The sequence below is a fragment of the Thermoanaerobacter sp. YS13 genome (genome assembly GCF_000806225.2).
GTDB lineage: Bacteria > Bacillota > Thermoanaerobacteria > Thermoanaerobacterales > Thermoanaerobacteraceae > Thermoanaerobacter > Thermoanaerobacter uzonensis.
Map to the genome: position 1 here is coordinate 1,124,419 of NZ_JOOI01000001.1, position 24,433 is coordinate 1,148,851.

At 33.1% G+C, this 24,433-nt stretch carries 21 protein-coding genes; all 21 read right to left on the reverse strand.

Annotated elements, in window-relative coordinates:
- Positions 1-26: 26 nt before the first annotated feature.
- On the reverse strand, positions 27-983 hold the full coding sequence (locus tag THYS13_RS14590; RefSeq protein WP_235603245.1) for a TIM-barrel domain-containing protein: 957 nt from the start codon (positions 981-983) through the stop codon (positions 27-29).
- Positions 952-1,551: a TIM-barrel domain-containing protein gene (locus THYS13_RS14595; protein ID WP_369819212.1), complete on the reverse strand. Its 600-nt coding sequence runs from the start codon at positions 1,549-1,551 to the stop codon at positions 952-954. The genes THYS13_RS14590 and THYS13_RS14595 overlap by 32 nt, the downstream gene beginning before the upstream one ends.
- Positions 1,532-2,440, reverse strand: coding sequence for a TIM-barrel domain-containing protein (locus THYS13_RS14600; RefSeq protein WP_235603246.1), 909 nt, complete (start codon positions 2,438-2,440; stop codon positions 1,532-1,534). Before THYS13_RS14600 ends, THYS13_RS14595 begins: the two co-directional genes overlap by 20 nt.
- On the reverse strand, positions 2,437-4,509 hold the full coding sequence (locus THYS13_RS05750; RefSeq protein WP_042833548.1) for an amylo-alpha-1,6-glucosidase: 2,073 nt from the start codon (positions 4,507-4,509) through the stop codon (positions 2,437-2,439). The genes THYS13_RS14600 and THYS13_RS05750 overlap by 4 nt, the downstream gene beginning before the upstream one ends.
- A gap of 21 nt (positions 4,510-4,530) precedes the next feature.
- On the reverse strand, positions 4,531-5,358 hold the full coding sequence (locus tag THYS13_RS05755; RefSeq protein WP_042833549.1) for a carbohydrate ABC transporter permease: 828 nt from the start codon (positions 5,356-5,358) through the stop codon (positions 4,531-4,533).
- Complete coding sequence (locus tag THYS13_RS05760) at positions 5,355-6,242, reverse strand: carbohydrate ABC transporter permease (protein ID WP_042833550.1); 888 nt, start codon at positions 6,240-6,242, stop codon at positions 5,355-5,357. The genes THYS13_RS05755 and THYS13_RS05760 overlap by 4 nt, the downstream gene beginning before the upstream one ends.
- A gap of 91 nt (positions 6,243-6,333) precedes the next feature.
- The gene (locus THYS13_RS05765; RefSeq protein WP_042833551.1) at positions 6,334-7,647 is read right to left on the reverse strand and encodes a sugar ABC transporter substrate-binding protein; all 1,314 of its coding nucleotides are present in this window, start codon (positions 7,645-7,647) and stop codon (positions 6,334-6,336) included.
- A gap of 192 nt (positions 7,648-7,839) precedes the next feature.
- On the reverse strand, positions 7,840-9,240 hold the full coding sequence (gene uxaC / locus THYS13_RS05770; protein ID WP_042833973.1) for a glucuronate isomerase: 1,401 nt from the start codon (positions 9,238-9,240) through the stop codon (positions 7,840-7,842).
- A gap of 6 nt (positions 9,241-9,246) precedes the next feature.
- Positions 9,247-10,866: a mannitol dehydrogenase family protein gene (locus THYS13_RS05775; RefSeq protein ID WP_042833552.1), complete on the reverse strand. Its 1,620-nt coding sequence runs from the start codon at positions 10,864-10,866 to the stop codon at positions 9,247-9,249.
- Positions 10,867-11,076: 210 nt separating this feature from the next.
- Complete coding sequence (gene gndA / locus THYS13_RS05780) at positions 11,077-12,483, reverse strand: NADP-dependent phosphogluconate dehydrogenase (protein WP_042833553.1); 1,407 nt, start codon at positions 12,481-12,483, stop codon at positions 11,077-11,079.
- Between the two features lie 18 nt (positions 12,484-12,501).
- Positions 12,502-13,986, reverse strand: a complete 1,485-nt coding sequence (locus THYS13_RS05785; RefSeq protein ID WP_042833554.1) for a gluconokinase — start codon at positions 13,984-13,986, stop codon at positions 12,502-12,504.
- Entirely contained in the window at positions 13,971-14,981 is a 1,011-nt protein-coding gene (locus THYS13_RS05790; protein WP_042833555.1) for a D-isomer specific 2-hydroxyacid dehydrogenase family protein, read from the reverse strand. The genes THYS13_RS05785 and THYS13_RS05790 overlap by 16 nt, the downstream gene beginning before the upstream one ends.
- A 124-nt stretch (positions 14,982-15,105) precedes the next feature.
- Complete coding sequence (locus tag THYS13_RS05795; RefSeq protein WP_042833557.1) at positions 15,106-15,861, reverse strand: DeoR/GlpR family DNA-binding transcription regulator; 756 nt, start codon at positions 15,859-15,861, stop codon at positions 15,106-15,108.
- Positions 15,862-16,096: 235 nt separating this feature from the next.
- Positions 16,097-17,068, reverse strand: a complete 972-nt coding sequence (gyaR, locus tag THYS13_RS05800) for a glyoxylate reductase (protein WP_042833558.1) — start codon at positions 17,066-17,068, stop codon at positions 16,097-16,099.
- Between the two features lie 223 nt (positions 17,069-17,291).
- Positions 17,292-18,221, reverse strand: coding sequence for a sugar phosphate isomerase/epimerase (locus THYS13_RS05805; RefSeq protein WP_042833559.1), 930 nt, complete (start codon positions 18,219-18,221; stop codon positions 17,292-17,294).
- Positions 18,222-18,971 carry a sugar phosphate isomerase/epimerase gene (locus THYS13_RS05810; RefSeq protein ID WP_042833560.1) on the reverse strand — a complete coding sequence of 250 codons (750 nt, stop codon included), beginning with the start codon at positions 18,969-18,971 and terminating at the stop codon, positions 18,222-18,224. It abuts the gene before it with no gap.
- Positions 18,972-18,988: 17 nt separating this feature from the next.
- Complete coding sequence (locus THYS13_RS05815) at positions 18,989-20,038, reverse strand: Gfo/Idh/MocA family protein (RefSeq protein WP_042833561.1); 1,050 nt, start codon at positions 20,036-20,038, stop codon at positions 18,989-18,991.
- Positions 20,039-20,052: 14 nt separating this feature from the next.
- Complete coding sequence (locus THYS13_RS05820; protein WP_042833562.1) at positions 20,053-21,141, reverse strand: Gfo/Idh/MocA family protein; 1,089 nt, start codon at positions 21,139-21,141, stop codon at positions 20,053-20,055.
- A 57-nt stretch (positions 21,142-21,198) separates the two neighbouring features.
- Entirely contained in the window at positions 21,199-22,191 is a 993-nt protein-coding gene (locus THYS13_RS05825; protein ID WP_042833974.1) for a LacI family DNA-binding transcriptional regulator, read from the reverse strand.
- A 148-nt stretch (positions 22,192-22,339) separates the two neighbouring features.
- Entirely contained in the window at positions 22,340-23,776 is a 1,437-nt protein-coding gene (locus THYS13_RS05830) for an IS200/IS605 family accessory protein TnpB-related protein (protein WP_042833563.1), read from the reverse strand.
- Positions 23,757-24,350 carry an IS607 family transposase gene (locus tag THYS13_RS05835; protein WP_042833564.1) on the reverse strand — a complete coding sequence of 198 codons (594 nt, stop codon included), beginning with the start codon at positions 24,348-24,350 and terminating at the stop codon, positions 23,757-23,759. Before THYS13_RS05835 ends, THYS13_RS05830 begins: the two co-directional genes overlap by 20 nt.
- Positions 24,351-24,433 lie beyond the last annotated feature (83 nt).

Genomic DNA, 24,433 nt, shown 5'->3' on the forward strand with positions numbered 1-24,433 from the left:
CCTCCTATCTGTGGTATACATGAATTTTACAAGCTAAATACTATTTGTTTTTCATCACCGGAATAAACTTGTACATTTTTATAATAAACACTTGCCTTTCGTTTTTCATATCGAGGTAAATAAAATTTGATAGTTTTATATTTTAAAATATATTTACCTCTTATATCGATTTTAATGACTATTTCTTTTGTAGAAGATATCAGTTCCACGTCAACAAATGCATACTCTCCATTTAAATATTCTTCGCTTATTCCATCATCTTCAAAAAAGCTTACAGATGTTATTCCCTCCTCTCTGTGTGGAACTATCCAAAATGCTCTTTCTTCTATGTTCTCTTTTCCAAATTCCAATTTACCATCATTAAATGGAATAACTGAACCACCACGAATAAAAAAGGTAGGAAAAGACAAAGGCGTCTCAACTAACACTACTTGTCCTCCTTCATACATCTTTTGCGTCCTAAATTCCATCCAGCCATCATTGTAGAGTGGTAAATAAACTTCTCTCTCATGTGTATTTTCTTCATATACAGGACAAACCAAAATGTTAGGCCCTAACATCAAGTCATCAATATTTAATAAAAAAGTTTTTTCATCATATTCAAATTCATAAAATACAGGCCTAATTATTGGTTTGTAGAATTCATGTGCTTCATAAAACAATTGATAAAAATAAGGCACCAACTTTTCTCTAAAATTAATAAGTTCTCTAACTTCATCTATAATTTCTGGATACATCCATGGTTCATTGACAGTTCCATCGGTATTCCAAGAATGTATAGTAAATCTAGGTAAAAATATGCCATATTGAATCCATCTCAAAAATAGTTCGGGAGTAGGAGCTGGTCCAAAAAAGCCTCCCACATCATGTCCAAAATTGTATACCCCGGACAAAGTTAATCCTATACCTATATAGTGATTGTACTTAAGTGTCTTCCAATCAGTATAGTTATCACCACTCCATGTTTGGCAATAGCGCTGCATTCCAGGACACCCTGAACGCGAAACCAAAAAAACACCTTTTTGAAGCGTCATATTCTTTTTGGGCCTCAAAAGATGCTTTTATCATTAAAAGTGGCATCAAAGCTCTTATCTTTCCAAACTCAACCTGCTCTCCATATCCATTTACTATAGCTTTAGAATCCCACACTTCAAATTCATTATTATCATTCCAAGTTCCATCAATTCCATAATCTAACAATGTATTTTTTATTTTTTCTTTCCACCACTTATAAGTATTAATATTTGTAAAATCTAAATAAGAACCAATATCATCCCATAACTGCGCTAATTCAGGCTTTTCTCCTTCTCTATGTATTACAAACATACTTTTATCTTTTAGTTCTTTATAGCTGGGATGTCCTAACAGTAAAAATGGTTTAATATTAGCCACTATTCGCACACCTTTTTTATGATAATACTCTATTAATTTTTGAGGAGAAGGAATTTTACTTTTATCCCAGTTAAAAACATATCTTTTGCCATTTTTAGTAGTATAACCTGATGAAAGATGAAAAGAACGACAAATAATATCATTTTTTTTTGCATTTATCTATGAATTCTAATAATTTACTTTCAGCATCTTGTGATTCTGTGTAGGACATAGAAGAACCTGAATATCCTATACTCCATTTGGGAGGAAATAATGGTTTACCTGTTAACCAAGTAAATGAAGTAACTACTTCTTGTATAGAAGGTCCCGCAATAAAATAATAATCTAAATCTCCTGATTCTGCTGCAAAATAGCGATATTGACAGCCATGATAACCGTCTCGTTCTAGCCCAAAGTCAAACACAGATGCTGACATAACGTCATAAAATATGCCAAAACTAATACCATAATCATGATTTCGAGTGATATAAAATGGTATATGTTTATATAAAGGGTCTGTTTTTTCTGCATCATATCCTAAAGCATCTATATTTAACATTCTAAAGCGTTTTCCCTTTCTATCAATTTCTCCGCTTTTCTCTCCTAACCCATAATAAGATTCATTTCCTATTATCTCTAAATAATGATAGAGACCTTCCCCTAATGATTCTAAAAAATTATAATTTTGTGTTTTTCTATCAGATGCTACCAAGCACCATTTGTTATCTTTTTTGATAAACCATTTGCAATAAAAACCATTGAGGTTTACTTTAAGCATTAAGCGAGAAGTATAAACCAAAAATTCTTCTTCTTCTATTTTCCAATTATATTTAGGTAAAGAAAAAGGTGATAAATCAAATTTATTTCTTCCTGACAATGGTATATCATTCATTCCAGGAGCAATCCACCAAGTGTTCTTTATATTTAGTTCTTTTTCTTGAATCAATATTCGCATTATATTTTCTTCTAATACAAAAACATAAATATATACTTCCTCATCAACAAGTTTAAAGAAAAAAGTACTATTTTCTTCTTTAACTAAATTAAATCTGTTGTTTAATATAATCACAATAAAACCTCCTTAAAATCATTGCTACATTCTTTTCCATCACAATAAATTTTTATAGCATTATTTTCTACAATTATATCCATTATTTTACCTCTATACTGTATTCCCCTAAATTCACAATCACCCCAAGGCGGTACTTTCAGCTTAATCTTCTTTGTTAAGGAGGGGCTCATCCCCAATCCTCCTTGTAAAATAGCAGCAGCAGAAGTAGAACTCCAACCTTGCAAATTAGAACCTTTGGGAAATACAGGACTATAATATTCAACCGGAGTCAGCCAATCCTGCTCAAGAGAATACTTAAACCATTTTAAGAGTGGATATTCCCAATTACCCTTACCCAATTTTAACTTACCCCAAGCATATATTCCATCCCAATAAGGCCAATCACTGCCGTTATGATATCGAAACGGATCTATACTTTTTTCTACTAGGTCTACAATATTAGTATATAAAGGATAACAAACCATAATACCCCAATCACCAAAAGGTTGCTCCTTATTGTTTTTAGTTTCTAATAATTGTTCACTCTTAGATATTATTTGATATTGGTATTCCTCAGATAATAAATCAAAAATAACTGCTAGATTCCATTCTATAGAAAAATTTTTTTCGCTCATTTCTTGATTTTTGTAATTAATAAATCCATACTTTTCAATAACGCCAATTAACCTTTCTTTTAACAACTCCGCTTTGTTATACCATACCATTGCTTTATCGTTCTGACCTATATATTCAAGAATTTCTGCGTAATTCATAACCGCTTTAATATACAAAAGTAAATCATAAGCGACAAATCCCCTTCTATAAATATTATCAACCCAGTCATTTCTATTATAAGTTTTCAAATCCAAAGTCTTTAAATCTATATCATAATTACTTATAATTCGTTCGATTAAAGCTATAAGTGGCTCATTTTTTACTTTCCTATATAGAAAATCATTATCATTTGTCCACGCTAAATAATCATATATCATCATGACAAAATATAAAGGAGAATCTGCATGATTTTCCCAGAATGCAGTTCCATCCAAAAGTATGACTGCACTTGGTGCTTTTCCTAAATTATCAATCCCATAAGCCAAAGACAATATTTCTTCTTTTACCAATTTAGGTTTATAAGGTAGAATAGATTGAATTGTCCAATATCCATCCCTATAATAAGTTCGTGGAGGATTTTGATAATTAACTCCAGCAATAAACCCCCTTATAATATTTTTTGATTCTTTATAAGTCGATAAAGAAGTATTTATGCAAGAAGTATATAAACTATTCAAATAATCATTCTCACTTTTAAAACGAGACACTAACCAATTAACGTATTCTTCGGTTTCTTGCAAAGCTTTTTCCCAATTTTTCAATTTTAAGCACCATTCATCTTTTTTTAATTTTTCCCCAAAATCTATTACAAAAGGAATAGAAACATTACTTTGTTTTTCAATCTCCAATTGATATACTAACCCAAATTTTATATCCTCTCTTCGAACATTTCGTGGAAGGTAAGAACTCCCTAACATCAAGTTAAAACCATTAGCATACTCAATAGTAAATAACTCATCTTCTTGCTTCATTGTTATAGGTAATTTATTTTTCCCTGCGAAATTGATATTTTTTAGTAAAATCTTTATCTTATTAAAAAATTTCTTATCTTGTAAAAAAGAAAATTTATAAAATGATACTAAATCTATTTCTGCACCAAAATGGAGATTAAAAATAGCAGGAATCTTACCTTTATTTTTTATATGGTATATTATATAGATTTCATTATCAATTCCACAAAATTCTTTAACAGTAATTTCTATATCTTTATATATTTCATAAATAATTTCTTGATAATTGCCGACAGATAGTACATTTTTTTTATGGGTAATAGGTAATCTTTCTCCATCAATCGCCCAACCATTATACCAACTACTAGGTACGAAAATATCCCATAACCCTACTATACTATAATAATTGATATTTCCATTTCCATCAAATTGCGCAGTAATTTTTCTGTTCGAAATATCGTAATTTACCGGCTCAAACCATAATTTTTCGCTTATAATTTTCCCTTCTTTACATGTATTCATAAGTTAAATCACCTTCTAAATCTATTCTTTTAATCCACTGGTCACAATACCTTTTACTAATTGTTTCTGGAAAATTAAAAATACTATAAGAACTGGTATCATAGAAATTACTGACATAGCAATTAAACTCGGCCAATCAACGTTAAATTCTCCTATAAAATTGGAAATTGCAAGTTGAATCGTATATTTTTGCGGATCACTAATCACTATTAATGGCCACAAAAAATCATTCCATCTCCACATGAAAGAGAAAATAGCCAATACCGATATTACTGGTTTTGCTATTGGAACTATTATATTCCAAAATAATCTCCATTCAGAAGCCCCATCAATTCTAGCTGCTTCTAATAATTCATCTGGAACTCCTAATAAATATTGTCTAATTAAAAATACACCCGTTGGAGTAGCTGCAGGTGGAATTATAATTCCCCACAGACTATTATATAATCCCAAAGTTCTTATTACTATAAAAATTGGTATCATAATTATCTCCAAAGGTATCATTAATGTAGATAAAAATCCTATCAAAATTAGATTACTTCCATAAAATTTATACTTTGCTAAAGCATAGCCTGCCATTGTATTAATTATTAATGTAATAATTGTAGATAAAATTGTTACAACAGTAGTGTTATAAAAATAAACTCCAAAATTTCCTTTTTTAAAAGCTGTTTCAAAATTAACAAACGTTATTTCCTTTGGAAATAATGATGGTGGCCATTTATATAAATCTGTAGGAGTTTTTAAAGATGACAATACTATCCATAAAACGGGAATTAGAAATAACCCACTTATTATTATCAAAAGTAAGTATACTAATAATTTTTTTAAATTTTTTTTGTATTTCATGATATTTCTCCTCCTCGAGCGGCTTTAAACTGCAACCACGTTAATATTGCTATAACAAAGAACAATATTATAGACATTGCACTAGCATATCCCATCTTCGTCTTTGTAAAAGCAAACTCATATATATGTTGTACAACATAAGTCGTATCTCTACCCGGCCCACCACCTGTTAAAGCTAAAATCAAAGGAAAAGCTTTAAAAGCATCTATTAAAGATAATATAATTATTAATAAACTTGTAGGTTTTAATAAAGGTAGTGTAATTTTAAAAAATCTTTGCACACTCGATGCCCCATCTATCTCAGCTGCTTCATAATAAGTAGCAGGTATACTTTCTAAAGCTGCAATAAAAATAACCATATAAAACCCTATTCTAGACCATAAGCTCGCAATTACTACCGTCATGTTAGCATTGAAACCATTCGATAGCCAAGGAATTGGTTTATATCCCATTAATTCGATTAGATAATTTAATACTCCAAAACTATCGCCAAATATCCATTTCCAAATAAGACCAACTACAATAAAAGACACCATTGTAGGCCAGTAAATTATGGCCCTAAATATTCCTCTAAAAGCAATTTTTTGTGTTAACAATAATGCTGTTCCTAGAGCACCAATGTATATTAACGGAACAACAACTATGGCATATATTGTGGTTCTTAGAAACGATTGCCAAAAAAGATGGTCATGCAAAATATTTATATAGTTCTTTAAACCTATAAAATTCATTTTTGATAATCCGTCAAAATTCGTAAAAGAATAAATCACTCCATATAATGCAGGAATTATTACAAAAATGCCAAAAATAAGCAAATTAGGAGTAAGAAATAAATATGGAACTATTTTTCTTTTTATTTTATATAATCTATAACTTTTTCCCATAATCAGCACCTCTTGTTTTGATATATATTTTAGTGAAAATAAGCGGGCAATGAAAATTGAATTATTCCCACTACCCGCTTATTTTGTTGTATTACTTATTTTGCTGTGCTTCTTTTATTGCTTCTCTCGCTAGCTGCGCCACATGATCTAACGCTTCTTTAGCAGTTTTCTTGCCTTGGAGTACTTCTACTACAGCTGCTTTTAAATCACTTGTAAATTTAGGAATGATATCCTGCCTTGACCAATCATAAGATGCTGCTGGTGGTGAAACAGCTAATTCATTACTAAAAACTTTAAACATTTCGGTACCAAAATCATATGTTACATCTGGATTCTTTCTTGGACTCAGGAACAATGATTCTCTAACATATTTATCATCTATCTCTTTAGAAGCGAGATATTTTATAAACTCACCTGCTTCTTTTTCAACTCCAGAATTTTTAAAGGCCATAACGAATTTTGCGCCTAAAACTGAAGAACGAATTTTTGCCTTGGGTAAATATGTGACTCCCCATTCAAAATTTTTGATTGTATCTCTGTAATTAGCTATCATCCAACTACCAGACAAGTGAGCTGCTGCAGTGCCTGACCTGAATAGATTATTAGGATTTTCACCACCTAACCAAACTGCTTTTGCAACTACATCTTCATCTACTAATTTCTTAAAGTAATTAAGTGCTTCTATGGCTTCAGGTTTATTAATATTTGTATCTGTAGCATCTTGATTGAAAATACTTCCGCCAAATTCGTACAACAACGTTGTCCATCTATGGGGTGTAAAATCCCATACTACACCATATTTTGCCCCACCATCTTTCATAACTTTTTTAATAGCAGCTGCAAATTCATCCCATGTCCAAACTTCATCAGGAGATTGAGGTACTTTTACTCCTGCTTTATCAAATAACGTTTTGTTATATATCAATCCATTAGCAGTGACTTCCATTGGAGCTGCTATAAGTCTATTATCGACTATGCAGTAATATTTTAATCCATCCAAAAATTGACTCATAAATGTATCTTTATCACCCAGATAAGGTGTCAATTCTAAAGCAGCTGAGGCAAATGCTCCCGGATTCGTTACACGTGCTAATGCTGGTGGTTTCCCCCCAGTAATCATTGTTTTTAGCTTTGCTTCTAAATCATCATATGGCACTTCAATTAAGTTAATTTCGACATTGGGATGTTCTTTCTGGTAATCAGCTATAATTTCTTTCATTACTTTCCCTTCTACACCGTCAGTAAACCATACAAAATCTAACTTGACTTTCTTTGCAGTTTCTGATGGAGCATTGGAAGAAGAACTATTTGAACCAGATTTTGTCGAAGAACATCCTCCCATAATTAATGTAAAAATTAGTAAAATTGATAAAATAATATACAACACTTTTCTGGATTTTAACATTTCCTCATTTTCCTCCTTTTTACTTTTTATATAATTTGAATATCATAGAATAACATTTTATCCTCTGCTCTTATTTTTCTTTTTTCACCTCCCTTATAATCATTAATTCATCATTTTTCAAATTATATAATTTAAATGACATAATTTTTACTATCGTTTACATCTATTCTGGAGTAAATATCCCTACCCCTATTAAATCCCTATATACTCTTTCGCGTTATTAAACGAAATATCTTGAACTATTTTCCCTAATAGCTCTATATCATTTGGTACCTCTCCATTTTCTACCCATTCACCAAGCAAATTGCAAAGAATTCGTCTGAAATATTCGTGCCTTGCGTAGGATAAAAAGCTTCTTGAGTCTGTCACCATTCCCACAAAACGACTTAATAAACCTATGTTTGCAAGAGCTTTCATTTGCTCTATCATGCCATCCTTGTTGTCATTAAACCACCATGCAGCACCAAATTGCATTTTTCCTATTATTCTGCCATCTTGAAAATTCCCTATCATTGTAGCAATCACATAATTAGCGGCTGGATTTAAAGTGTATAAAATTGTCTTGGGCAGAGCATCCTCCATTTCAAGAGAATCTAAAAGCCTTGAAAGTGAATAAGCAATCGGAAAATCTCCTATGGAATCATATCCTGTATCTGGGCCAAGATTTCTATACATCTTAGTATTGTTATTTCTCATCGCTCCAATGTGTAATTGCATTACCCAGTTTAGCTCAGCATATTTTTTACCCAAGAAAATCATTGTATATGTCTTGAAACTATCTATTTCTTCTTTCGTTAAATGTTGTCTCATTAATGCTTTTTTGAATATTTTCTCTACTTCTTGTTTTGATACTTTTTGATAAAATACGTAATCTAAAGCATGGTCAGAGATTCTGCATCCTACTGTGTGGAAAAATTCTATCCTCTTTTCAAGTGCTTGTAAAAAGTCCTCGTAATTATTTATTTCTTTTCCCGTGACTTCTTCTAATTTTTTTAGCCATGGAATAAAATCTTCTTTTTCAATTCCTAAGCTTTTGTCTGGACGAAATGCAGGTAAAACTTTTACAGCAAATTCATTTTGTTCTTTTAGCTTAATATGGTATTCTAATGAGTCTGTCGGGTCATCTGTTGTTGTTACGACTTTAACATTTGACTTTTTTATTATGTTCCTTACGTTAAATTCATCATGATTTATAACTTCATTCGCTCTTTCCCAAATAGATTTTGCTGTTTTTTCATTTAAAAGGTCATATATTCCAAAATATCTTTGTAATTCTAGATGAGTCCAATGGTAAACTGGATTTCCTATTGCCATAGGAATAGTTTTGGCATATGCCATAAATTTATCGTAATCATCAGCATTTCCTGTAATATATTTTTCCTCTATTCCATTAGCTCTCATAAGTCTCCATTTGTAGTGGTCACCATATAGCCATATTTCAGTGATGTTTTTAAATTTTTTGTTTTCATATATTTCTTTTGGGCTTAAGTGACAATGAAAGTCATAAATTGGCATATCTTTTGCATATTGATGATACAATTTCACTGCTGTTTCATTTGTGAGTAAAAAGTTTTCATCCATAAAGTTTTTCATAATCACTCATTCCTCACATTTAAGATACTTTTGTAATGTATTCTTTACTGCTCCAGGACCAGTAATTAATTCTTTAAAGTAATTTTCTATTTTCCCTCCCAGTCCCACTTCATAAAGATTTACTCCAAAAATGTTTTCATTCGAAAGAATAGGTTTTAAATTGTCTTGGACAGAATCTACATCTCCTAACTTTATATTTGAAACATGTGATTTTAAATCTTCAAGCAATGGATCCGGACTTAATGTCATTGGTTTGCCTTCATCATCCAGCCCCATCAAGTATCTTAGCCATCCTGCTATGACAAGTGGAATGTATTTTAAATCTGTCATATTTAAGTCGTCTCTTTGTTTGTAAGACTTTATCGTCTCTCCAAATCTTATTGCCATTTTTTGTGATGTATCTGTTGCAATCCTTTGTGGAGTATCTGGCATATATGGATTAGGAAATCTTACTTCAATTACTTCTCTTAAGAATTCTTTTGGATCTAAAACACCTGGATGAATGACTACAGGTAACCCTTCTTCATATCCCACTTTTTCAACAAGTTTCTTAAGACATGGATCTTTCATTTCATCCGCTATTGTACTATAATTTAGTAAACAACCGAAAATCGCTAATGTAGTATGGAGAGGATTTAAACAAGTTGTTACTTTCATTCTTTCTACTTTTTCTACTGTTTCTTTATCTGTAAAAATCACTCCTGCTTCTTCTAATGGAGGCCTACCATTAGGGAATTTGTCTTCTATTACTAAGTAGTGTATTTTTTCTGCATTGACAAAAGGTGCAATTATAGTATTTTTGCTTGTCTTGATTATATCCATTCTCTCTAAGCCGAGGTCTTCTAATTTTTTCTTCACCTCTTCAGAGGGCCTCGGCACTATTTTATCTATCATACTCAATGGAAAGGATACTTTTGTAGAATCAGTTAGATAATCCAAAAATCCTGTTTCAACAAAACCTTTTCTTTGCCATTCTTCTGCTATGGTTTTTATTGAATTGAAAAGTCTCTCTCCATTTCCAGAGAAATTATCTAAACTCAAAAGCGCAAGAGGATACTTTCCTTTTTTATATCGTTGGTAAAGCAAAGAAGTTACTTTTGAAATAATGTGTTTGGGTTTGTCTAACCCATTTTCTATATCTTCTTTAACATCTTTGATATACTCACCTGAAAAATCTTTTAAATTATAGGCTTTTTCAGTTATTGTGAAACTTGCTATCTGTAAATACGGATTAGAGAATACGTCCTTTAATCTTTCCCAATCACTGTGAGTTAGATCGGCTATTATTTTGTCACTTATACTACCTATAACTTCTATCTCAAGAGTGCCATCTAAATTCATAACTACTAACATACTTAGATTGTCATATGGAACATATATTTTTTCAATTATTTCGTAATCATATGATTCTACAGCAATTATTCCAGTTTTTGATAATCCTTTGTCTAAAAGATTTTGCTGAAGGAGTGAAATGAAGCCTCTAAAAATGTTCCCTGCTCCAAAATGTAACCATATAGGATTTTCTTTAGTCTTCTCTGCTACTTTTTCTACATCATAGTTTGGAAGTTTTATACCTGCTTTTTGCCATTTATCAATATCTCTCATACCCTCCCTAGTTAAAAGCATATCCTTTCTTCCTTTCTGTGAATTGTCTTGTAACATCACAACAATTTATTCACATATTTTGTGGATTATCTTGTGTTTATTATATATATTCTACACGAATCCAAAAAATCCTTCTTGATTTTTAAATTTTTTTATTGAATTTTTATTGAAAGAAAATGGGAGAACAGAAAACTCCCATTAATTCAACATTAACTAAATGTCAATTAGGTTTTAGTTTGCCTCCCATTCAGTGTGGAAAATTCCCTCTTTGTCTATTCTTCTATATGTGTGAGCACCGAAGAAATCTCTTTGAGCTTGGATTAGATTAGCAGGCAAGTTTTCTTCTATCATGCTCAAAAAATAATCTAATGAAGAATTAAGTACAAGCGTTGGAAGGTAAAAATCTTTTGCTAAATTAGTGATATATTTTATTGAATCAATTTTATCCATTAGGAAAGATAACGCCTTTTCACTGTTAAGAAGATTTACATTTTCTTTATTTTCTTTAATAATGTCTCTTAAGAAATCTAAAATCTTTGCTCTTATGATGCAGCCACCTTTCCAAATGCGCAATACTTCTGAAAGGTCAATATTATACTCAAAAACCTTTGAAGCTTCAGATATAAGCCATAATCCCTGAGAAAAAGATGTAAAAACACTAAAAAGTAATGCATTTTCTAAATCCTTTATTATTTTTTCTTTATCTATATCAATTTCAGGATATATTTTTGTAACTCTTTTAGCTAATTGTACTCTTTCCTCTTTAAAGAAAGACAAACTTCTCGCTTCTACTGCAAGGTTCAAAGAGGGAGTTGGTATTCCTAAATCCAAAGAAGTTTGAGAAGTCCACTTTCCTGTGCCTTTTTGTTCTGCTTCGTCTAATATGAGATCAACGAGGTATTTTCCTGTTTCTTTGTCTTTGTACTTCATTATTTTATAAGAAATCTCCATTAGGAAAGAGTTTAACTCCCCATTATTCCATTTTTCAAATATCTCTCCTATCTCTTCGGGAGAAAGCTTTAAAACCTTTCTAAGTACATCATAAACCTCAGCTATTGCCTGCATTATGGCATATTCTATTCCATTGTGGACCATTTTAACAAAATGTCCTGCTGAATCATTCCCTACATATGTACAGCAAGGACCAGACTCTGTTTGAGCAGCGATTTTTAAAAGTACATCTTTGACCATCTCGTAGGCTTCATACGTTCCTCCTGGCATTAATGAAGGACCGTGCAATGCTCCTGATTCTCCTCCTGATACTCCCATTCCCAAATAGAGTATGCCTTTTTCTTCTAGTTCTTTAATTCTCCTTGAAGTATCTTTAAAATAAGAATTTCCTCCATCAATGATTAGGTCTCCCTTGTCAAGATAAGGCAAAAGCTCCTCTATTACATCATCTACGGGTTTTCCTGCTTTAACCATGAGAATAATTTTTCTAGGCCTCTTTAAAGACTCTACAAAAGATTTGGTGTCATAATAAGGCTTAATTTGCTCATCTTTTACTTTGTTTTGCATGAATTCCTGTGTTTTTTCAGGTGTTCTATTAAATACAGATACGCTATAGCCCTTTCTAGCAATGTTTAAAGCCAAATTTTGTCCCATTACTGCTAAGCCGATTAAACCTATTTCATTCATTTACTTTACCTCCTGTTTTTATAATTTGCTGTGAAGTTCAAAAAGTTCTTTGAGATTTTTAGTTAAAACTCTAAAAAATTGAAATTTTTTCTCGTAACACTCTATTTTTTCTTTAGAAGGCACATAAGTATTTTCTATTTTTACCATTTCTCTTGTGGCCTCAATCAAAGTTTTGTACCTTCCCATTGCATAATAGCCTAAAAGTGCAGAGCCTACAAGAGCAGGTTCTTCTACATTAGACACCTTAATTGGCAACCCTAAAGTAGAAGCAAAAATCTCCATCCATAGGGGCGATTTTGTGCCTCCTCCTCCCGCTCTAATTTCTTTTATTTTTACATTATTGTCCTTTAAAGCCTCATAAAGCATCCTTAGGGAAAAGGCAACTCCTTCCATACTGGCTCTTATCATGTGGCCTTTATTGTGGGTGTTTTTTAATCCAAAAAACACTCCAGAAGCAATGTTCCCTATTTCTTTGTCTCTTTCTCCGGTTAAATAGGGAATGAAAAAGAGATTTGATGAGTCTCCTTTTGAAGCTTCCGCTGTCAATTCATCATAAGACATATTAAATACATTATCTCTCAACCATTTTAAAACAATTCCTGCATTGTTTATAGCAGCACCAATAAACCATTTCCCTGAAGAAAGGTAATAAGTTTGAAGCCTCATGGACTCTTCTTTATCAAATATAGCTTCAGGATAAGCTACTCTAAACATTCCAGTAGTCCCTATGTTTATTGCACCAACTTCTTCTTCAAAGGCTCCAATTCCTATGCCTACAGCTCCTCCATCGTAAACTCCTGTAAGCACTTTTACATCTCCTGAAAGTCCCAAAAGCCCTTTTGTCTCAACAGGCAAATCAGCTAAAATTTTGTCAGAAGGCACTATTGTGGGAAGTCTATTTTTATCTATCCCCAATATATCAAGAACGTAATCATCCCAATCTAAAGTATTTACATTCATATAACCAGTTGCAGAAGATATGCTAGGCTCTGTAAAAGGCTCCCCTAAAAGTTTTAGGAGAATAAAGTCTTTGGAGCTTAAGAAAAACCTAGTTTTGTTAAATATCTCATTTCTCTTTTTCTTAAGCCAGTATATTTTAAATAAAGGAGCATGAAAAGTAGGAGTATAGCCAGTTCTTTTGTAAACTTCTTTTACATCCATTGTCTTTAAAAATTCTTCAAATGTTTCTTTTGCCCTTAAGTCCAAAAGAGTCATCATGCCCATCAGTGGATTTAAATTTTCATCTACAGGTATTAGCCCAAACATGTAGGAAGAAGGCACAATTAAAGAGATTTTATCTTCAAATCCTTTTGCCGCCTCTTTAACTGCTTCTACAAAAGCCGCAAAAAGAACTTCCGGATTATGTTCCGCCTTTCCTTCATTGTCTCTTTCTATAGGCGTTTCTTTTCTATATAAACTTAAAATATTTCCTTTTTCATCCACTACACCTGCTTTTAGATTTGTAGTACCTATGTCAACAGAAAGAATCAATTCTTTCTCCATGACTCCCCCTCCAAAACTTCTTTATTTATGACCCCATCAGGAATTTCTCCTCTTAAGACTTTTTCTACATCGGAAACAACCTTATCCCCCATACCTCTTAAGCATTCGTAAGTGTAGGCAGATGTGTGAGGAGTGATTATGACATTGTCAAAGGCTAAAAGGGGGTGATTCTCATCAATGGGCTCACCTTCTACTACGTCCAATCCTACTCCTGCAACTTTTTCTCCTTTCAGTGCTTTTACCAAAGCTTCTGTATCTATAAGTTCACCTCTTGCAGTGTTAACAATAAAAACATTTTTCTTCATCATAGAAAATTCTTTATGAGACAGCATGTGATAATTTTTTTCATTGAGTGAGGCATTTAATAAAATAATGTCAGAAGTTCGTAAAAGTTCTTCTAAAGAAACAGGCTGTGCTCCTCTTTTTTGTATCTCCTCTTCTGAAAGATTAGGGTCATAGGCTATCACTTGTGCACCAAATCCGTATTTTAATATTTCTGCAACTCTACTCCCAATATTCCCAATACCGATTATTCCTGCAGCTTTATCTTTTATCTCATACCCCATAAAACTCGCTCTTTCCTGCCATTTGCCTTCTCTAACTTTTAAAGAAGCTTCTCTTACTTTTCTCATTATATCTAAAAGAAGGGCAATTGCATTTTCTGCCACTGCTTCTCTCTCTACAATTCCAGCAACTTTTGTGACAAGAGTACCTTTTTCTGTGGCGCTTTTTATGTCTATAGCATCATATCCTATGCCATGTCGGGTTATTAAAAGAGTCTTGTCTTTGTATTCAAAAAATTCTCTGTCGTAATAAGGTTTTACACTAGCAATAATCACAGAATAGCCCATTAATTTTTCTGCTAAAGCCTTTCCCCTCATGTCATGAGGAAGTTCAAATCTTTCCACTTCCCCCAATGCTTTTAACCTCTCAATATGGTCAGGAAAATGTTTGCCAAAACTGCTGGAGTTGACAATCGCAATTTTTACACTCATTTTTATCTTCCTTTCTTTATATGTTAAATATTTCTTTCAAGTGATTTTCATGTTTTTTGCAACCAAATCATAGTGCTCGTGTTCGTATTTATTTAAAATTCAGTTTACTACTCCTTTTCTATTTTCACACGACTTCAATCTTCACATAATTTTTTAATTCCTCTATTATCTCTTTGTTTTCCTCTCCAGAAGTTATTATTTTCTCAATCTCTTCAAAAGTAGCAAAAGATACCATTGCAACTTTCCCAAATTTGCTGCTGTCAGCTACAACAATTACTCTGCTGGCGGACTTTATCATGGCTTTTTTCGCTTCCGCTTCAAAAATATCAGAGGTGGTAAGCCCTTTTTCCAATGAAATTCCACCTGTCCCTAAAAATAATATGTCGATGTTGTATTTACCTATACAATTTAAGGTTTCAAACCCTACCATTGAATGATTATCATGCTTTAATTTGCCACCAGTAATAAAAAGATTGATGTCAGGGTTGTTGGCTAATTCTGTAGCAATGTTTAATGCATTCGTCACCACCGTTATGCCTTTGAAATTTCTGATGGCACGGGCTATGTGATATGTGGTAGAACCGGCATCTAAAAATATGACATTGCCTTCTTGTATTTCTGCCACAGCCCTTGCTGCTATTTTTTGTTTTTCTTCTATATGCTCTTTAAATCTTTTAACAAGGGGAGGTATAATTATATTTTCTTTCAATACTGCTCCTCCATAGTTTCTTTCTACTAGCCCCTGTCTTTCCAACTCTTCCAAGTCTCTTCTTATTGTCTCATCAGAAACATTAAACATCTCACAGAGTTCGGATACTTTAACAGCTTTTTTCTTTAAAATGATTTCTTTAATTTTATCTCTTCTAGTTGAAACAAGCATTTACATCCTCTCCTACACTTATTAGTCATTCTTATTTTTACCATAAAATAAATAAATCAACAACTTTACTGGATATAATTTAAAATACACATTTTATTTGTGGATTCTATTGCTTTTATTATATTAATTCTACACAAATCCAAAAAATCCTTCTTGGTTTTAAAAATTTTTTCTTGGCTTTTATGGAATTTATGGAATTGAAAAAAGGAACCCATAAAAGGATTCCTTTAAAATATTATTTATTCAATATATCTTTATTTACTAAAGTGCGAGGCACTCTTCCTTCTATTACATCAATTATGTTTTGAGCCACAAGTATTGACATGTCTCTTCGCGCTTCTTCTGTTGCACTTCCTATATGAGGAAGCATTACGACATTGTCAAGCTGTGCTAATTCTTCTTCAAATATGGGCTCTCTTTCGTATACGTCTAAGCCTGCTGCATATATGTCCTTGTTTTTTAACGCTTTTACAAGGGCTTTTTCGTCTACAACAGGACCTCTTCCTGTATTTATCAATATGGCAGACTTTTTCATCAATTTTAATTCTTTTTCTCCAATCAAATGTCTTGTTTCAGGAGTTAATGGCACATGTATGGAAACAAAATCAGATTCTTTTAGCAAAGTATCCAAGTCTACATACTGAGCTCCTGTCTCTTCTTCAAACTCTTTTTTAGGACTTCGTGCAGTGTACAAAATCTTCATGTCGAAGCCTTTTGCCATTTTAGCAAAAGCTTGTCCTATGCGACCTGCACCTATTATTCCTAATGTCTTGCCTGTTACGCCTTTTCCTAAGAAAAGCATTGGCGCCCAACCTTGGAATTTTCCTGATCTCATAAATTTATCAGATTCTACCACTCTTCTTGCAGTTGCAAAAAGAAGAGCCCAAGCCAGTTCCGCAGTAGCGTTTGTCAACACATCTGGAGTGTTTGTTATGTACACTCCTCTTATTGTAGCTTCTTCTAAATCTATATTGTCAAATCCTACAGCATAATTTGCAACAATTTTCACATCTTTTGCAGCTTCAAAAAACTCTTTGTCTACTTTGTCTGTAAGCTGTGTGATTACAGCATTTTTGCCCTGTACTTTTTCAAGTAACTCTTCTTTTGTAAGCATTCTGTCGTAAGGGCTTACTTCTACCTCGCAATACTTTCTCAAAAGATTAAGTCCCTCTTCAGGAATAGCTCTTGTCACAAAGACTTTAAACATTTGTATCACTCCTCCAGTTAAAATATGTTAATCAATACCAAAAATATTGGTATTGTCAAAAACGAAGCCAAGTTTGTAACAAACACCAAATCTCTACAAGTATTTCAACCATTTTTGATATGACCATTTTATTCCACCTCAATTGCTCTTACTTTTGATTATACCATAAATTTTAAACTAAATAAAAAGCAAGCCCAACCACAGCGGTTGAGCTCTTTTGTTTCTACTTTACAAATTGGCTTAAGTGTTTTAATCCTAAAAGAAGCCCTTCTTTTACTTTTTCTTCACTGCCTTCATATAGAGGGTCTTCATGTTCTATGCTTATTACCCCATTATATCCATTGTCTTTTAGCGCCTTTATAAACTTGCCCCAATCTACATTTCCCATACCTGGCATTCTATATCTCCAGTATCCAAATTCGCCATGCGTTCCTGTGTAAAGCTGTCTGTTGAAAACTCCATATCGCTTAAATTTATCCTCAAACACTTCTGTGTCTTTTGCATGTACATGAAATATTCTATCTTTAAACTCTGGTATCACATCTATATAGTCTATAAACTGCCAAACAAGATGCGAAGGGTCAAGATTTAAACCAAAGTTTTTAGAAGGTATCCTTCTAAACATCTCCTCCCAAAGCTCTGGTGTAAAAGATATAGTTCCTGGAAGGCCAGGTACCTGCCATCCTTTCATAGGACAATTTTCGATTATAATTTTTATTCCTTTGTCTTCCGCATAGCTTATTATATCAGTAAAAACTCTTCCAAATTCATCAAAATTGTCTTTGATGCTCTTTTCAATGTTTCTCCCTACAAAAGTCCCCACCATGTCAGTCCCAAGCATCTGTGCCGCATCAATGCACTTTTTTAAGTGATTGTTTATAAACTTTCTCTTTTCTGGGTCTCTGTCAAGGTTGTTGTCATAATATGCAAGAGATGAAATTGTGAGCCCGTACTCCTTAAAATATTTTTTTATTTCTTCCGCCTCTTCAGGTGTGAGATTTTCTACATCTATGTCACTTGCAGAATAATCCCTCGTATTGTCTTTAGGCCAGCAGGCAATTTCCAGTGATTTAAACCCATTTTCACTTGCCCACTTAGCTTTTTCTTTAAGAGGCATATTCCCAAGACATACTGTTAAAAATCCTAAATACATCTACATTTCCTCCTCTAAAATCTTTTTTAAATTTTCAAAACTAATTTTCACACTTTCAATTGGAGGTCTTTTACACACATCCTGTTCAACAATTAGCCATTTAACTCCATTTTCTTTTGCAATTTTTATTACTTCTTTAAAATTGATAATTCCATTTCCTATTTCAGTAAAAGACCTGTCCTCTTTATCCATGTCTTTTAAGTGAATTAAAGGTAGTCTATTGGAGAATTTTTTAAGATATTCTACCGCATCAACTCCCGCATATGTAACCCAATACGCATCGATTTCAGCTTTTACAAGGTCTTTATCTGTATTTTTGTAAAGTATATCAAGTCCATATTCTCCATCGTATATTTCAAATTCGTGATTGTGGTTGTGATAACAAAACTCAAGTCCCTTTTCCCTACACTTTTCACCTATTTTATTAAACAACCTTGCTGTTTTAATATAATCCTCTCTTGACTTGTACTCATTCCACGGACAGACGATGTATTTATTGCCTATTTCAAGGTTATAATCTATCACTTCCTCAAGATTGTTTTTAAGTAATTCTATTCCTACATGACTACCAGCAGCTTTTAATCCTAAATTATCAAGCGTTTTTCTTAATTCTGATGCTTTTAAACCGCCATATCCTGCAAACTCCACTCCTTCGTATCCTATTTCCGAAACCTTTTCAAGAGTACCTATAAAATCTTTTTGTGTCTCCTCTCTCAAAGTGTAAAGTTGAAGTGCTATAGGTATACTCATTTTAATTTTTTCCCCCTTTAACCTAAAACTATTTCCTTACCTTTTTCAGCTGATTCATAGGCACCTCCTATTATTTCCATGAGTTTTGCCCCTTCTTCAGCAGAAGCCAAAGGCTCTTTGTCATTTTTTATACAGTCAACAAAATGTTCAAATTCATTTAAAGGCGATTTTGGATAATTGGTGTCAGGAACTATGTCAATCAATGTATCAACAATTTCCGAAAATACTTTAAGCTGTCCGTTTTTAAACCATATGCCACCTTTATCACCTAAAATTTCATAGTAATTGTAATCTTCCTCAATGTTGGAAGCCCAGCTGAATTCAAAGTCAATTGTGGCACTATTTTTAAGCCTTACGAAGCCTACTGCCATATCCTCCACATCGTAAATTCCATCCCCGCTTTTTGCATAATTCCAGCTGTTTAAACTGTTGCTATTTGAAAACTTAGAATAAGTAGCTGATGACACAGATTGCACCTCTGGGTATCCCATGAAATACAAGACTAAGTCTAAAAAATGTACTCCCAGGTCAATTAGAGGGCCTCCTCCAGACAATTTCTTATTTGTAAACCATCCGCCCTTTCCAGGAATTCCTCTCCTTCTCCTCCAGCCAGTCTTTACATGGTATATTTCGCCTATATACCCTTCCTCTATATATCTTTTTACAAAGAAAGATTCATTTGTAAACCTATTATTTAATCCTATCATAAATTTCCTTTTGTATTTATTTTTTGATTCAATGACCTCATAAGCTTCTTTTGCATTTAGAGTTATAGGTTTTTCACAATGCACATGAATTCCCTTTTCCATAGCTTTTATAGAAATAGGCGCATGTAAATAATTTGGGGTACACACGCTTATAAGGTCTGGTTTTTCTCTTTCAAACATTTCTTCATAATCTGTATAAACGTGAGGTATATTGTACTTTTCCGCTAATCTTTTTGCAGCCTCTATATCCGGATCAGATATGGCTACAATTTCAACATCTTCTACTTTTGAATAACCATTTAAGTGTTTGTAATCAGCAACTGACCCTGCACCAACACATGCATATTTAAGTTTTTCCATACAAAAGCCTCCATTTACCTGTTAAAATATACTGGTTCTCCTGTTTTCGCAGATGTATAAATAGCCTCTAGTATCTCAGTTACTACAAGAGCTTCTTCTGGCTTTACAACCGGCTCTGTATCGTTTATGATGCAATCAATCCAAGCTTTTGCTTCTAAAAATCCCGGGTCATCTGATTTACCTTCATAGAAATCTACTCCACCTACATCAGTAGAAACTTTAGTTGTATAAAGCCTTCCAAATTTCTCTCCATTTATGCGAAGTCCATCTCTCATGTCAGCTCCGCCTTCTGTTCCACACAAAGTAGTCATAGCCTCGCCAACTTCTAAAGTATTTAAAGCCCAACTGGACTCTAATATAATGGTAGCTCCATTCTCCATTACTATAAATCCAAAAGCTGAATCTTCAACTGTGAACTTTTCAGGGTCCCATGGTCCCCAAGCATTCGCAGCATTTGCCTTTTTGCCTAATTTATAGTAGGCGCTTCCCATTACAACTTTAGGCTTATAGTTATTCATCATCCACAAAGTCAAATCAAGGGCATGTGTTCCTATATCGATTAAAGGCCCACCGCCTTGCTCTTCTTCATTCAAGAAAACACCCCATGTAGGTACCGCGCGGCGACGTATAGCATGAGCCTTAGCAAAATATATTTCTCCTAGTTCACCATTTTGACAAACTTTATGTAAATATTGTGAATCTGGTCTAAAGCGATTTTGATACCCTATAGTGAGTTTCTTACCTGTTTTCTTATATGCTTCCACCATTCTTCTGGCATCTGCAGCAGTCTTAGCCATAGGCTTCTCACACATTACATGTTTTCCTGCATAAAGAGCATCAACAGTTATGTCTGCATGAGACTTGTTGGGAGTGCAAACATGAACCACATCTATCGTTTTATCTTCAAAAAGTTTTTTGTAATCCGTATATACTTTCGCGTCTTTTGTACCATATTCTTTTGCCGCTTTTTGAGCCCTCTCTTCTATGATGTCACAAAAGGCCACCATTTCAACATTGTCTAGTTTTGCCAAAGAGGGCATGTGTTTGCCAAAAGCAATTCCTCCACAACCTATAATTCCTACTCTAAGTTTTTCTTTTACCATAAAAATTCCTCCCCTAATTATATTTAAATTTGTATTTTTAAGACAAAACTTTATTTTTTATTTTACTGTTGACTCTCTTATTATTAGCTCATGCTCTAAAAAAATCCTCTGTGGTTCTTCTAATTTGCCACTCATGTGTTTTATCAGTAGTTCCATAGCAACACACCCTAAATCGTATTTTGGCTGTGAAATAGTTGTAAGCATAGGGTCATACATAGAAGCAAAGCTTATATCATCAAAGCCTACAACCGCTATATCCTCAGGGACTTTAAGCCCTTCTTCCTTTATCGTTCTTATAGCTCCAATAGCCATGATGTCAGAGATTGCAAATATAGCAGTAGGCCTTTCTTCCATCGCCAAAAGCTGTTTCGCTGCTCTTACTCCGCTTTTAAAGCTGTAATCTCCGTATTTTATAAGCTTTTCGTCAAATTCTATCCCTGAATCTTCAAGAGCTTTTTTATAACCCGCTTCCCTCTGCTTCGTAGATACAAAGTTATTTTCACAGCTTATCATTCCTATTTTTTTATGTCCTAAACTTACCAAGTGCTTTACTGCTTTGTAAGCTGCAGAAAAATTGTCTATAGATACATATGAAACGCCTGCTCCTTCTATGTATTCACAACACTGAACGACAGGATAATTTTGGCCTATCAATGTCAATTCTTCTTTTCCCATCACAGGCGCCATAAAAATAACGCCATCCGCTAATCTGTTTTTTAAAATTTCAAGGTATACCTTTTCTCTGTTAATATCAGAATCAGTATTGCAAAGCATTACATTATAACTATTTTTATGGGCTACATCTTCTATTCCTTTTACAACCCTTGCATAAAAAGGATTTGAGACATTAGGCATCAAAGCCAATATCATTTTCGTTTCAGAACGTCTTAAATTTCTTCCAAGGAGATTTGGATGATAATTTAATTCTTTTATCGCTTTTAATACTCTTTCCTTTGTTTCTTCAGACACCGAGTCACTGCCATTTAAAACTCTTGATACTGTTGCAACAGAGACTCCTGCTCTTTTAGCAACTTCTCTAATATTAGCCATCATAACCTGGTCATCTAAACTGTGACAAACTCTCCAGTTTAGAAGGCTGGGCTATTTATAGTCCGCCCTTTCAGAGAGTGCCTATTCCCAGCAGGCGGTATTTAAGCACTCCCATAGCCCCTGCCCCAAGAAACAGGAACTCACGCCTTTACGGGTCTCCCCACTTGCCATGAATTAATAGTTTTTTTAGAGCAGAGAAATCTCTTGGTACTTTCTCAGGGGAGAGTGGAGTTACCACCGCTACCTTGAGAACTTGCCAGAAATTATAGGCACTAAAACTTGTTCCATCCAGAGGTCTTAGTACTCTTCTTGGCTCACTCTCAAGGCTTTGTAAAAATTTTATTGCTCTATTTATCTCTCTTAAATGTTTTTTCTTTAAATATATGTTTTTGACTGTTTTCTTTACATGCTCTTTTAATTCTTCTAATTCTTCTACAGTCAATGCGTTGAGAAACTTTATATAATTATCTGGTATCTTTTCTTGCAGTCCTAATCCCCTTCTTGCTATTACATAGGCTGCTGCTATATCTTTCGTTATCATGTATTGCGGTGCATATTTTAACATGCCTATTATTGATGTATAAGAAGGGTCTACCTCTATTACTTCTATCCCTTCTCTTTTTGCTAGTGTTTTTATTTTTGAAAGAAGTGCTCTATAACTAAAGTTATGTCTTATTCTTCTTGATTTTCTCCCTGAAAAGTCTCCTCTTTTACCTTTTTCTTTTATGTCTAATTCTTCAATTACTATTGCTTTTCCTTTCTTTTTTGCTATTTTTACTATCTCATGAGCATACTGCCATCTGTAATATTCTTTTTTGTTTTTATTTCCACTTGCAAGCTCTGGCATTGGTATTTTATTATAGCTTATTAGATTGCCTTTTTCATCTGTTTCTGCCCATGATATGTTGTCTGGATATGCGTTTATATCTATTCCTATGACTCCTTTTTCTTTTGTTATTTTTATTTCTGGATATTCTTCTTCAATAGCAAAATAGGCGTATATGTTGCCATTTTTAAGTTTTAATTCTACAGAGTAGGGTATGCTTGATTGGGCAATTTCCTGAAGGAGTTCTTCTCTTTTTTTATTCTTTTTATATCCTGCTTCTATTCTGGCATATACATATTTTCTTTCCCCTAGATTTATCCTTAAGAAAGTACCATTTTCTTTTACTTCTATTCTTGTGTTGAGATTTCCTTTTTTGCTTTTATCTCCTCTTGAATAGAGATTTCCTTTTCTCTTCTCCTGCCACCTAATTTTTAATTTTTGATATTCTTTCCCATTTATATGGCGTTTTTGTAGTTTTTTAAATAACTTTCTTCCTCCAAAGATTACTTTCTTTGGATTATTCCCTAATTCTTTAGAGGATTCTAATGTGCTTCTTGCTTTTATTATTGCATCATCTACATATCTTGAGTTTAAGTCAAATGTTCCCTGAAGGTCTCTTTTTAATGTGTTTCTATTATAACCTTCTAAGAGTCTCTTATATGCAAATCTCATACAAGACGACCATCTTCTCATTAAGTCTAATACTATTTGTTTGTCTTGTTGGTTTAGGAAAATGAGTTTAGTCTGTATTACTATCATGTTTTTTGCCACCTCTTTGTCCGTAAATTCTTGCTGCAAATGAGGTGACTATTGCTATTAAATCTTCTGCTAGTTCTTTATTTGCATCTTCTTCATTTTCTTTCCCGTTTAAAACTATAAGTTCCACCCCAAAGCTTTCCATGAAAAATTTAAGATATTCAAAGCCAAATCTCGCTAGTCTATCAGGATATTCTATTACAACTTTTTCAACTTCTCCTCTCTTGATTTTATTTAAAAGCTTTAATAAGCCTCTCCTGTTTTCATTTACTCCACTTGCTATTTCAGATATGACTTCATACTGCCATCCTTGGGAATCAGCGTATTCTTCAAGCCTTCTAATTTGATTCTTAAGATATTCTTCTTGTTTCTTTGTGGACACTCTTGCATACAAAACTACTTTGGATTTCGGTTTTTCTTCTATCATACCTAATAACTTCTCTATGTCTTCTTTTCTATACCTTCTTATACCTTTTGGAGTTCTAAGAGGAGTAACTAATCCTTCTTTTTCCCAGTTTATAAGTGTCCTTCGACTAATTGAGTATATTTCTCTTACATTTTGTATACTTAATAACATCTATCATCACCTAATTAAAATTATACCTCTTTGCACGATTATCGCCAACTGTTATAACCTCCTGTGTAACAGATTACATAATA

Coding starts and splice junctions, on each gene's coding strand:
- THYS13_RS05815 (WP_042833561.1), bottom strand. CDS start 20,038: ATGGAAAAACTTAAATATGCATGTGTTGGTGCAGGGTCAGTTGCTGAT.
- THYS13_RS05790 (WP_042833555.1), bottom strand. CDS start 14,981: ATGAGTGTAAAAATTGCGATTGTCAACTCCAGCAGTTTTGGCAAACAT.
- THYS13_RS14590 (WP_235603245.1), bottom strand. CDS start 983: ATGCAGCGCTATTGCCAAACATGGAGTGGTGATAACTATACTGATTGG.
- THYS13_RS05830 (WP_042833563.1), bottom strand. CDS start 23,776: ATGATAGTAATACAGACTAAACTCATTTTCCTAAACCAACAAGACAAA.
- gyaR (WP_042833558.1), bottom strand. CDS start 17,068: ATGTTTAAAGTCTTTGTGACAAGAGCTATTCCTGAAGAGGGACTTAAT.
- THYS13_RS05760 (WP_042833550.1), bottom strand. CDS start 6,242: ATGGGAAAAAGTTATAGATTATATAAAATAAAAAGAAAAATAGTTCCA.
- THYS13_RS05795 (WP_042833557.1), bottom strand. CDS start 15,861: ATGCTTGTTTCAACTAGAAGAGATAAAATTAAAGAAATCATTTTAAAG.
- THYS13_RS05820 (WP_042833562.1), bottom strand. CDS start 21,141: ATGGTAAAAGAAAAACTTAGAGTAGGAATTATAGGTTGTGGAGGAATT.
- THYS13_RS05775 (WP_042833552.1), bottom strand. CDS start 10,866: ATGCTTTTAACTAGGGAGGGTATGAGAGATATTGATAAATGGCAAAAA.
- THYS13_RS05785 (WP_042833554.1), bottom strand. CDS start 13,986: ATGGAGAAAGAATTGATTCTTTCTGTTGACATAGGTACTACAAATCTA.
- THYS13_RS05765 (WP_042833551.1), bottom strand. CDS start 7,647: ATGTTAAAATCCAGAAAAGTGTTGTATATTATTTTATCAATTTTACTA.
- THYS13_RS05750 (WP_042833548.1), bottom strand. CDS start 4,509: ATGAATACATGTAAAGAAGGGAAAATTATAAGCGAAAAATTATGGTTT.
- THYS13_RS05835 (WP_042833564.1), bottom strand. CDS start 24,350: ATGTTATTAAGTATACAAAATGTAAGAGAAATATACTCAATTAGTCGA.
- THYS13_RS05810 (WP_042833560.1), bottom strand. CDS start 18,971: ATGAGTATACCTATAGCACTTCAACTTTACACTTTGAGAGAGGAGACA.
- gndA (WP_042833553.1), bottom strand. CDS start 12,483: ATGAATGAAATAGGTTTAATCGGCTTAGCAGTAATGGGACAAAATTTG.
- THYS13_RS05805 (WP_042833559.1), bottom strand. CDS start 18,221: ATGTATTTAGGATTTTTAACAGTATGTCTTGGGAATATGCCTCTTAAA.
- THYS13_RS05825 (WP_042833974.1), bottom strand. CDS start 22,191: ATGGCTAATATTAGAGAAGTTGCTAAAAGAGCAGGAGTCTCTGTTGCA.
- THYS13_RS05755 (WP_042833549.1), bottom strand. CDS start 5,358: ATGAAATACAAAAAAAATTTAAAAAAATTATTAGTATACTTACTTTTG.
- uxaC (WP_042833973.1), bottom strand. CDS start 9,240: ATGAAAAACTTTATGGATGAAAACTTTTTACTCACAAATGAAACAGCA.